Source organism: Aquabacterium commune, from assembly GCF_004362855.1.
GTDB classification, from domain to species: domain Bacteria; phylum Pseudomonadota; class Gammaproteobacteria; order Burkholderiales; family Burkholderiaceae_C; genus Aquabacterium; species Aquabacterium commune.
The window spans coordinates 73808-83890 of record NZ_SNXW01000009.1 but is presented as its reverse complement, the minus strand read 5'-3'; the positions used below and the strand labels follow the sequence as shown (position 1 = coordinate 83890).

The window sequence follows — 10083 nt, the reverse complement described above, 5'->3', positions numbered from 1 at the left end:
ATCGGGCGAAATCAGAACGACTGGCGAACGCTGACGTTCAAGCGGTAGAGGCGGTCGGCCTTGGGGCCGCTGGCAAACTGGCGGGCACCGCTGTCGGTGGGACGCTGGGTGTCGAAGGCCACGCGGGCCAAATCGACGTTGACCTGCAAGCCACCCTGGCCATTGGTGAGTCGCAGGCCCAGGCCCTGGCTGCCCAGGTGCGTGCGGGCCACCTGGGTGAGTTGCGGGTTGAGCAGGTGGACCCAGCCACGGTCAGAGAACAGCAAGGCCGTGGCCTGGATGCCAGACAACTCCAACCACACCGGAGTAACCAACTCGGCGCGGGCGCTCCAACCCTGATCGCCGGTCTGCTCATAGTCGAAGTAGCCGCGCACCGTGCTGGCACCACCCAAGGCGTACTGCTCGCCGCTGGGCAGCGGGCCAGAAGCCATCTGCGCATCGGCACTGAGGTTCAGACGCCAGTTGCCGAACACGGGGCGACCGTGGCCCACACCAATCTGCCAGGCCAGAAAGTCGGCGCTGGAGCCGGCGCGTTTGCAATCGAACTGCTCCAGCGACACGCCGTTGCAATCCACCTTGCGACCGGCCAGCGAGTGGGTGCTGCCCTTGATCGCGGTGCTGACGCTGGAAAGGGTGTCGCCCTCGCCGTTGTGGGTCAGGCTGTAACCTGCCGACAGCAAGGGATAGCGCGTGGGCGGACGCTGCACAATCGCGCCGTCCAGGAAGGTGTTGAAGTCGCGGTTGTGCTTGTAGTCCACGCCCACATAGAAGCTGTGGCGCACAGGCCAGTTCAGACCCGCCAGGCGCCGCGACCAACGCAGACCCGCGAAGACACCTTTGACCAGAGTGGAGGCCGGACCAGTGCCACTGACGCGCGTGAGCGTGTCGCTGCGGCTTTCGGTGATGGACGCCAGCAGGTCATCGCGGCCACTCAGGGGCAAGCCATAGACCAGGGACAAGGTGTTGCTGTCCTTCGGGCGGTAAGGCGCGTACTGCCAGCTCAAGCCCAAGGTGTGGCCACGCTGGAACAGGTTGGTGACAGAAATGGACCCCGCCACACGGCCACGCGTGGTGTTGAAGCTCTGGCCGTTGTTGAATTCGATGCTGCCCGACACGGGGGCCTTGTCTTCGACCTTCAGGTCCACATCGATGCCGCGACCGCTGTCGCTGGCATTGACCACGGGCGTGACCTGCAGGTCGGCCGATTGCAATGCGCCCAGCTCTTCCTGCACCTGCGGGAAATGCGGCACCTCGCCGGCCTTCAGGCTGGGCACGGCGTCGCGGATGCGGCTGGGCAGGTGGTACTGAGCGCCCGTGACATTGAGCTTCTCAACCGCGGCCTCGACCACTTCCAGGCGCACCTCGCCGGTGTCCACGCGCTGGTTGGGCAGGCTCACGAGCACCGACAGGTAGCCGGCGTCCTGGTAGGCCTTCTCAAGGGCGGCACGGGCCTGCTCCAGATCGGCAAACTGGCGGCCAGGGCCCATGAAAGGCGCCACGGCGCGTTCGACGACCGCGGAGGGCAAAACGGTGTTGCCTTCGATGACGTACTCGTACACGTCGAAGACGGGCTCGGCAGCGGCGGCCTGCTTGGGCGCGCTGGCCTGTGCCGGCGCCTGGGCCCACACGGGCGCGATCAGGGTGGCAGACAGCCCCAGGACGAGGACGAGTGCTTTTTTCATTTTCACGGCGCTACAAAAAGGAACAGTCCCCATGGTTGGGGACTGTCGTTTCAGGGTCATTACGCACCCCTCGCTCACCCCCGAGAGGGGGGGTGAGGCACCTCAACAATTACTGCTTGGTGATGATGTTGTTGTTGTTACCGTTGCGCGAGAACAGGTTCTCGGCGTTCGGGAACAGGCCGGTCACGCCGGTCAGCACGTTCAGTTCGGCGTCGATGGCGTTCAACACAGCAGTTGCCGTGGCGTTGTTGGCGAACTTCTGCGACTGGAACCAGAACTCGTAGGTGCCGTCCTTGGCGGAAGCAACGCTGCCAACGCCGTCATAGGCGGCCACACCGTTCAGCTTGACGAAGCGGTAGCCACCCAGCTCGCCGGTGGCGATGGCCGCGGCGGGGCTGTTTTCCAGGGACAGCACACCGATGCCGTAGCCGTCAGCGTTCAGGCAGTCACGGGCGTTGGAGGTGCCGGCACCTTCCTTCAGGTCGAAGGTGGTGGAGCCAGAGTTGGCGATGGCGTAGTCAGCGGCGTTAGCCGGGTTGGTTGCACCACCGTTTGCGCCGGTGCCGATGAAGGTGTTCAGGAAGAACTGGTTGGAAGCAGCCTGGGTGCCCGAGGTCGAGGCACGGCGGCACAGGGTCAGCAAGCGGTTGCCGTTGGCATCCGCCGAGTCAGCAGCCTGCAGGCCCAACAGAGCACCGATGTCTTCCTTGGACGAGTTGAAGGTCTCAGCGGCGATGGAAGCGTACTGGGCGCGGCTGATGGTGGGCTGGAACTGGGGCAGGCGGTCGTCTTCGGTGGAAGTGGCAGCAGTGATGCCTTGGGCGCGCTGCAGGGCCTTGTACAGGTCGTTGCTGACGGCCACGCCGAAGACTTGGCTGAAGTTGGCAGCCGAGGTCTTGGAGGTCAGGCCCGAAGCGACGACGCCAGCGGTGGTCAGCTCAGACTTGGGGAAGGCAGTGGGCTCGATGTCCAGGAAGCCACCAACCGACTTCTGGCCGGTCAGGGAAGCGGTGACGCCGGTTTGCAGGTTGACGCCAGCCAGGTTGCCGGTGCCAGCAGTGGCGGTGCCGCCGGTGGTGGGCACGAAGGCGAAGCTGGCATTGCCAGCCGAGCCCGACACGGCGGTGAAGGAGCCACCGGACACGTTGAAGGCGACGGCGTCAACGGCCACGCCACCGGCGTTGCTCAGGCCGGTGAAGTTTGTCGAGCACTTGGCGGTGAAGAAATTGCCCAGGGCGGTGGCCGTGGCATCGGTCTTGTACACGGTGAAGGTGCCACCGCACAGGCCCTTCAGGGCCTTGACGTAGGACAACGAAGTGGCGGAAGCGCCGGTCAGGTTGACGGTGGCGGCTTGGGCCTGGGCAGCGACGCCGACGGTGGCGACAACGGCCAGAGCGATCTTGGTGAAGTTCATGGAGTGCTCCAAAAGTGGAAGGATGGGAACGGGAAGAAGGCGGAAGCAGACAACAGTTGACCCGGCGGAGCCCTGCTGGGCCCCGCCTGCTCAGGTGTGAGCGTGGGTCACGTCAGGCCCGAAGGCCCGACGGTTCAGGCGCGACGGCGGCGGGCAGCGACGCCAGCGACGGCCAGACCCAGCAGGGCCAGGGCGTAGGTCGAGGGCTCGGGCACGTTGGAGGTCACAGCGTTGGTGTAGGTCAGGGTGCCGGTGGCAGCGCTGAAGGTCACGCGGCCGAGCAGGCGCTCGTTGCCGGCGGTACCGCCGTCAGCCAACCACAGACCATTGGTCACGCCAGCGTCCACGGTGCCGCCCAGCTTGTTGGACAGGCGCCAGTTGCTGGAGAAGCCATCGTCAGCCATCACGTAGCCGTTGGCGACGACGGTGGCGCCATCAGCGGCGGTGAAGGTGTACGCACCGTTGTCAGCCGAACCGATGGTGCCCTTGGTGGCGATCGGGGTGAAGATGTCGAAGCTGTTCGAAATCTGGCCCAGTGCCGTGTTGTTAGCAGTGTTCTGGTTGAGGAGGTCTTGTGCCGAAGGGGTCAGCGAGCCAGTGATCAGCGAACGCTTGTTGGTGCTGGTACCGGTGGTGTCGTTGGCACCAACGACGTACTGGATTTCGCCAGCGTTGGAGTTGGCCAGCAGGGTGGCGTAAGCGGCAGACCAGTTGTTGGTGCCCAGGGTCGTAACAACGCTGCCGTTCAGGGTGACGGAGTTGTTCACGAAGTTCCACACCACGGTGGTGTTTGCGGCAGCCAAAGCACCCAAGGTGCTGGTGGCGGATGCGTTGCCAGCACCAGCGAAGCTGGTCAGGCTGTAGCCCAGGTCGAACAGGCCGGCGGTGGTGGTGCCGTTTTGGTTGTCGAAGGCGATCAGGAACAGGGAACCGTCACCGTTGGTGCCGCTTTGGATGGCAGCGTTGGCGGCGCCGGTGGCGACGAGGGCCGCAGCGGCCAGGATGTGCTTGATTTGCATTTGTCTATCTCCGAAAGGGAAGGAAGGAAAATTTTGAGTACTCCAGGCGACTGCTGTGTGCCAAGAGCAGCCTGCAGTGTCCCCATGGCGTGTGACAACCATGGGGGTTGAACCACGGGTCTGCCCTAGTCCTTTCGGGTCGAGGCAAGCCACTGGTCACATCGACCACCAAGATAGCCACGGGGTGTGACGCACACAAAGGAAGACCCCAGGCTGCAACGTGGTCCGATCGGATCAGCAGCCCGGGGTCTTCCCAGGAAATGCGGTGTTTGGCAGTTCAACGCCCCCCTTCAAACGCGGGGGGTGCATCACCTCATTCAGGGCGTGGTGTTCAGGCCTTCGGCCAGGCGCTGCAGCATCACCGAGGTGAGGGGATGCGTCACCAGCACGCCGCGCTGTTGCAACCAGGCCACCGCCACCGCCTGTTCACCGAGGGCCGCGGCATGCAGGGCGTTGAGGCCATGGCGGTCAGGGGCGTTCAAGGGCACGCCTGCGGTGATGATCATCTCCATCGCGGGGATGCTCCCACCCAATGCCGCCTCGGCCAATGCGTGGCGACCCTCGCGGTTCCACACCAGAGGTTCGGCTTGGGCCTTGAGCAGCACGCGCACCACCCGGGTGTGACCGCCGCGAGCGGCCAAGTGCAAGGGCAACTGCCCGTTGGCCGAAGCTTGGTCGGTGCGGGCGTCCATGCGCAGCAACTCGCGCGCCACCAGGTCATGCCCACCCACAGCGGCAGCGGCCAGCGGCGTGTGCCCCGCCAGCCCACGCTGGTCAGGCGCCGCCCCGCGCCGCAGCAACTCCTGAACCGCAGGCAAGTTGCCCGCGCGTGCGGACAGGGTCAGCAGGGTGGCACCGTCCTGGTCGCGCACATTGGGGTTGGCGCGACTGGCCTTGAGGCCCTCCACCAGCTTGGGCCAGTCGCCCTGACGGGCCAGCACGAACAGCGCCCGCACCTCGGCTGACACAGGCTGCACGTCGGCCACCGACCACGGACCACCCTGGCGCAGCACGGCGAACTGGGCATCGTCCAGCGGGCCGGTGCGTGGAGGCTCTGTTGCAGGGCGCTCGAAGGCGCTGAACTCATTGACATCGCGTGTGGCTTGCGTGGCCATCTGGCTCAGCGGCGCCATCTGCGCCACAGCCGCCGACACGAGCGTGAGGCTCATCACCAAAAACGAGAGGGGCCGAAGCCCCTTGCTGTGTCGAGACAACATGGCTGGATCTTTCAATAATGGGACTCGCCAAACTGCATGTGCGCTGCACCGAGGGCGTTCATGGTCATGGCCTTGGCCACGGCCTGGGCGCGGTTGGCGGCACCCAGCTTGCGCAGGATTTTCTGCACGTGGTTCTTGACGGTGAGCGCGCTGATGCCGAGCTTTTCGCTGATCTGCTGGTTGCTCAGGCCGTCGCGCACCCACAGCAGGATTTCGCGCTCGCGTTCGGTGATGGGGGTCGGGCGGGGCAGGCCCTGGCCCGAGCTGGCGTAGGACGCACCGCGGCCGGTGTCCATCTGGCGCTCGGTGACGCAGACGCGCTGGTAGGCCATGTGCACGCAGGGCAGGAGCATGTCGAGCGCCTGCTGGGACGCCACGCCGTAGTCGGCGCGCGGCTGGGTGAACATGAAGAAGCTTTCGAGCTCGTCGGCACGGCCAGGGCGGGTCAGGCCGTGCACCATGACCTGGTCGTAGCCCAACTCGATCAGGGCGGCGGACAGAGGCTGGGGCAGCACATCGCGTTGCAGGGACAGCACGGCGGCCTGCGAACGGCTCTTGCGCCAGGAGGTCAATGCGGCCTGGACGATTTCGGAGCGCATGCTGCGCAGGCTCTGGACGACGGCCTCGGGCAGCGGGATGCTGTTGAAGATGTCGAAGACGACGTCGCGCTGGTCGCGGTCGTAGGAGCCGCAGATGCTGATTTTGTGGGGCAGCCAGCGCTGGAAATCACCCTGGGTCCAGACAAAAAACTGGTGACGCCTGCACACCTGCGGAGCGGCTTCGATGACGCGCAGCAGCACTTCCGACTGGTCGGGGGCAATGGATAGGGACGTCGTCATGATGCCGGGTGATTGATGGGCGGAGTGTAGGTAGGCCGAATGACGGTTTGTTGACGAAACTTCACGTTTCACGTTTCACGGGCTGGCCGCCTGGCCGTTGGGTGCTGCGGCCATGGCGGAAGGCACCGATGCCGCATCGGCGGACGCGGCGGGCTCGGCCCCTGCCCCGGCTTCGAAGCGCCATTCCTTGTAGCTGCGCGTGCCGGGCGGGCCCAGCAGCGGCACCTTGGGCGAGGTGCTGAAGACACCGACGATGCCGCCGTTCTCGTCTTTCACCAGGCCCCAGCTCGGGCTGTTGGTGATGGGGTCGCGCCAGACGCGGCGCAGGTGGCGCACCACCTGGCCGCTGCGGCGGTCTTCGAGCAGGTCTTCGAGGCGTTCGGGCGCGCGGCTGCGGCCCGTGCTGACGGGCACGGCGGCGTAGGCGCTCAGGGCCTCGCGGATTTGCTCGCCGCGGTAGATGAGTTCGGTGTCGCGCTCGCGGCGGGACTCCAGCAGCCAGGCGCGCGACAAGGCCATCAGCATGACCCCACTGATGGCCACCCACAGCAAGACCATGAGGTAGCTGAAGCCGCGGTGGCGTGGCATGGCCTCACCAGCTGCTGTAGGGCTGGCCGTCCTGGCCACGCCCGGACGCACCGCTGCGCACGTCGGCCACGCGGCCCTGCATGACGCTGCCGGGGCGGGGGCCGAGCATCTGCCAGCTGTCGCGCCGGCCAGTGAGCGGGTCTTCGGGGACCTGGCGCAGGTAGCCGCGCTGCACCATGTCGTCGAGCGATTCGGGGTAGTTGCCGCGGTCGGCGGCGTATTTGTCGATGGCGTCGCGCATGACGTTCAGGGACGTTTTGAGCGCGGCTTCGCGGGCGTTGTCCACCGAGCGGAAATAGCGCGGGGCGACGATGCTGGCGAGCAGGCCGATGATGGCCAGCACCACGATCAGCTCGATCAGGGTGAAGCCACGGCGGCGCCGCTGGTGGCCTGGGGTGGACGGTGTCATCGGGGCCATGGGGATGTCACCATTCGCGCAGGGGCACGCCATCGAGGCCCACGCCTTCGCTGCGCGAGTACACATCGAACACATCGGCCCCGGGTGCCGGCGCGTTGGGCGGGCTGGCGTAGCTGCGCAGGCCCCAGGTCTGGGCGGCGGGCACGGTGGGGTCGGCGAAGGGGTCACGTGGCAGGCGGCGCAGGAAGTAGATGGTGGCCGGGGCTTTGCCGGTGGCTGCGTCGGTGGCGCCACCGGTGCTCGTGCCGAAGAGGTTCAGCGAGAAGGCGCTGGAGGCGGCGTTGGCCGCAGACGGCGCAGCACCCGCAGCCGCGGCGGCACCACTGCCCCCCGGCTTGTTGGCCTCACCCGGTTTGCCCGCGGCCAGGGACGCCCCCGGCGTGAGCTTGGGCACGCCCTTGACCAGCACGTCCAGGCTGGGCGGGTAGCCGCTGTCGTCGGGCCGCTTGGCGATGTCGCCCTTGTCGGCCGCCTGTTTGTAGGCGTCGATGGCACGGCGCAGGGTGCGCAGCGATTCCTTGAGCTCGGCTTCTTGCGTGCGCCGCTTGTGCAGCGCCATCAAGGGCATGGCCGCGCTGGCCAGGATGCCCACGATCATGACGACCACGACCATCTCGATGAGGGTGAAGCCCCTCATCTTCAGGCGCGGGTTGCCGCTGATCTCAATGGAATTCATTCGCGGGGCTGCCATCGGGGTTGGTCGCTGGGGGCGGCGCCTCGAGCTGGGTCGGGTCCACGTTGTCGGCCGCATCGGCCGGGTCGGGCGTGGCCGGGTTGCGCACGCGCAGGCGCAGGGGCTCGCCGGCGTCCATGCCGACGATGGTGTCGCTGAGCGTGACCTCGGCCTTGGCGCGCAGCATCAGCGGCTTGCGGCCTTTGGGCGGCACGGTCACGCTGATGCGGCCAGACTCGCCGCCCGGGGTGGCGATGTCGAGCACCGTGCTGTCCACCGTCACCGTGGTGGTGATGGGTTGGGCCGTGGGGTTGTTGACGATGACTTGGAAGGACGCCCCGGGCAGGACTTCCTCCGGCCCGGTCAGGCCCAGCACGGGGGCACCCGCGCCCGCACCGGCCCGGCCCGTCGCGCCAGGACGCGCACCCGGCAGGCCACCCAGGCCCGAACCCGCCGTGGGCAGGACGGCCTGGGCGTCGTCGCGCAGCGTCATCGGCATGGCGCCCGGCTGGGCTTCGGTGCCCGAGGGCGACATGGCGCCGGCCACCGAGGGCTGCATGACGTTGCGCACCACGCGCGGTGTGATCAGCAGGATGACCTCGGTCTTGTCGCGCGAGTCTTTGGTGGTGCCGAACAGGCGGCCGGCGATGGGCAGGTCGTGCAGGCCGGGCACGCCGGAGGAGTTGCGGCTTTCGTTGTCGCTGATGAGGCCGGCGAGGATCTGGGTTTCGCCGTCGCGGATGCGCAGCGTGGTCGAGGCCTGGCGGGTGCCGATCTGGTAGGCGATGGAGTTTTGCGGGCCAGCCACCTGCCGGGTCACGCTGCTGACTTCCAGCGCCACCTTGATGGTGACGTCACCATCGAGCTGGACCTGGGGTTCGACCTCGAGCTTGAGGCCGACGTCGAGGTAGCTGACCGAGGACGACACGCCCACGTTGGCCGTGGAGGTGGTGGTGAAGACGGGCAGCTTTTCGCCGAGCAGGACCTTGGCCTTCTCGCGGTTGCGGGCGCGGATGGACGGGTTGGCCAGCAGGTTGCTCATGCCGCGTGAGCTTTTGAGCGTGGCGATGGCCGCGGGGTTGGCGGTGCTCCAGCGCAGGCCACTGACCGACGAGAGGGCCGCGGTGCTGTTGGGCACGCCGTAGTTGAAGACTTCGGGCAGGCTCAGGCCGATCTCATCGACCTTGGTGCTGGAGACTTCCAGCACTTCCAGCTCCATCACGACCTCGGCCTCGGCCACATCGAGGTTCTGCATGAGGCGGTCGATCAGGCGGACCACCTCGGGCGTGTCGCGCACGACCATCAGGTTGAGTCGCTCGTCGATGAAGATGTCGCGGGTCTTGGCCACGGTGCGCACCAGGGCCTGGGCTTGCTTGGGGTCGGTGTTGGCCAGGAAGTAGCTCTTGGTGACGGTGTCGAGCACGTCGCGCTGCTTTTGCTGCGTGGCCGGGAAGACGAGCACGGTGTTCTCGTTGAGCAGCTTGTAGCCGAGCTGCTGGGTGCCCAGGATGACGCGCAGGGCCTCGTCCACCGAGATGTTGCGCAGGAAGACGGTGGTCTTGGTGTCGCCGCGCACGTCCTTGTCGAAGACGAAGTTGAGGCTGGCCGCGCGGGCCAGGGCTTCGAACACGCTCTTGAGCGGGGCTTCGCGGAACTCCAGCGTGACGGGCTTGGTGCCGACCGCCAGGGTCTGCGTGGCCTGCTTGCGGGCCTGGTTGGCGCGGATGTCTTCCACGCGGTTGAGCAGGTTGCGGGCGCGCGGGTTGTGGGGCTCCTCGGCGAGCAACTCGCGCAGCGAGGCTTCGGCGCGCTCGAAGGTCTTGGCCTCGACGGCGGCCTGGGCGTCGTTGAAGAGGCGGGCGCGGCGCTGCAGGCGGTCCACCTCGGTGCGCAAGGCCTGGGTGCGCGGGTGCTGCGGCGCGATCTGCGCCATGCGGGTGAAGACGCGTTTGAGCTCGTCGGGCTGGCCGGCGTCGCGCGCGGCATGGGCCTGGGCCGACAAGGCAGCGACGGCGCGGTCCTGCTCCTTGAGCACGGCCAGGCGCAGAGCGCGGTCTTCGGGGCGCTCTTTGAGGGCACCTTGCAGGCGGGCCACGGCGGATTCGTACTGGCCACCGCGGGACAGCATCTCGGCTTCCTCGATGGCTGCGGGTCCGGCACAGGCGGCCAGCATCAGGCTTGCGGCCAGACCCCAGCCGCTCAGGCGCCATCGGATGAAGGAATGCTTGCTCAT

At 67.1% G+C, this 10083-nt stretch carries 9 protein-coding genes; all 9 read right to left on the bottom strand.

The genetic code is table 11. From position 1 onward, the window contains the following. Nucleotides 1–11: 11 nt before the first annotated feature. On the bottom strand, nucleotides 12–1682 hold the full coding sequence (locus EV672_RS14835) for a ShlB/FhaC/HecB family hemolysin secretion/activation protein (protein ID WP_166643596.1): 1671 nt from the start codon (nucleotides 1680–1682) through the stop codon (nucleotides 12–14). Nucleotides 1683–1791: 109 nt separating this feature from the next. Continuing rightward, nucleotides 1792–3096 (bottom strand): hypothetical protein, encoded by a 1305-nt coding sequence (locus tag EV672_RS14830; protein WP_133610574.1) that lies wholly within the window; start codon nucleotides 3094–3096, stop codon nucleotides 1792–1794. 134 nt (nucleotides 3097–3230) lie between these two features. Continuing rightward, nucleotides 3231–4115: a PEP-CTERM sorting domain-containing protein gene (locus tag EV672_RS14825; RefSeq protein ID WP_166643595.1), complete on the bottom strand. Its 885-nt coding sequence runs from the start codon at nucleotides 4113–4115 to the stop codon at nucleotides 3231–3233. 317 nt (nucleotides 4116–4432) lie between these two features. Next, a complete protein-coding gene (locus EV672_RS14820; protein ID WP_166643594.1) occupies nucleotides 4433–5284 on the bottom strand; it encodes an ankyrin repeat domain-containing protein in 852 nt (283 codons plus the stop codon). 59 nt (nucleotides 5285–5343) lie between these two features. Further along, entirely contained in the window at nucleotides 5344–6171 is an 828-nt protein-coding gene (gene epsA / locus EV672_RS14815; protein ID WP_133610569.1) for an XrtB/PEP-CTERM-associated transcriptional regulator EpsA, read from the bottom strand. A 75-nt stretch (nucleotides 6172–6246) separates the two neighbouring features. Beyond that, a complete protein-coding gene (locus EV672_RS14810; RefSeq protein WP_133610567.1) occupies nucleotides 6247–6759 on the bottom strand; it encodes a type II secretion system protein in 513 nt (170 codons plus the stop codon). A 4-nt stretch (nucleotides 6760–6763) separates the two neighbouring features. Continuing rightward, nucleotides 6764–7177, bottom strand: coding sequence for a type II secretion system protein (locus EV672_RS14805; RefSeq protein ID WP_243738714.1), 414 nt, complete (start codon nucleotides 7175–7177; stop codon nucleotides 6764–6766). A 7-nt stretch (nucleotides 7178–7184) separates the two neighbouring features. Further along, nucleotides 7185–7853, bottom strand: coding sequence for a type II secretion system protein (locus EV672_RS18865; RefSeq protein ID WP_208110782.1), 669 nt, complete (start codon nucleotides 7851–7853; stop codon nucleotides 7185–7187). After that, entirely contained in the window at nucleotides 7840–10083 is a 2244-nt protein-coding gene (locus EV672_RS14790; RefSeq protein ID WP_133610565.1) for a secretin GspD/PilQ domain-containing protein, read from the bottom strand. The genes EV672_RS18865 and EV672_RS14790 overlap by 14 nt, the downstream gene beginning before the upstream one ends.

Bases quoted from the DNA above. Each gene is read 5' to 3' on its own strand.
- EV672_RS14835 (WP_166643596.1), bottom strand. From the start codon at position 1,682: ATGAAAAAAGCACTCGTCCTCGTCCTGGGGCTGTCTGCCACCCTGATC.
- EV672_RS14830 (WP_133610574.1), bottom strand. From the start codon at position 3,096: ATGAACTTCACCAAGATCGCTCTGGCCGTTGTCGCCACCGTCGGCGTC.
- EV672_RS14825 (WP_166643595.1), bottom strand. From the start codon at position 4,115: ATGCAAATCAAGCACATCCTGGCCGCTGCGGCCCTCGTCGCCACCGGC.
- EV672_RS14820 (WP_166643594.1), bottom strand. From the start codon at position 5,284: ATGAGCCTCACGCTCGTGTCGGCGGCTGTGGCGCAGATGGCGCCGCTG.
- epsA (WP_133610569.1), bottom strand. From the start codon at position 6,171: ATGACGACGTCCCTATCCATTGCCCCCGACCAGTCGGAAGTGCTGCTG.
- EV672_RS14810 (WP_133610567.1), bottom strand. From the start codon at position 6,759: ATGCCACGCCACCGCGGCTTCAGCTACCTCATGGTCTTGCTGTGGGTG.
- EV672_RS14805 (WP_243738714.1), bottom strand. From the start codon at position 7,177: ATGGCCCCGATGACACCGTCCACCCCAGGCCACCAGCGGCGCCGCCGT.
- EV672_RS18865 (WP_208110782.1), bottom strand. From the start codon at position 7,853: ATGAATTCCATTGAGATCAGCGGCAACCCGCGCCTGAAGATGAGGGGC.
- EV672_RS14790 (WP_133610565.1), bottom strand. From the start codon at position 10,083: ATGAGCAAGCATTCCTTCATCCGATGGCGCCTGAGCGGCTGGGGTCTG.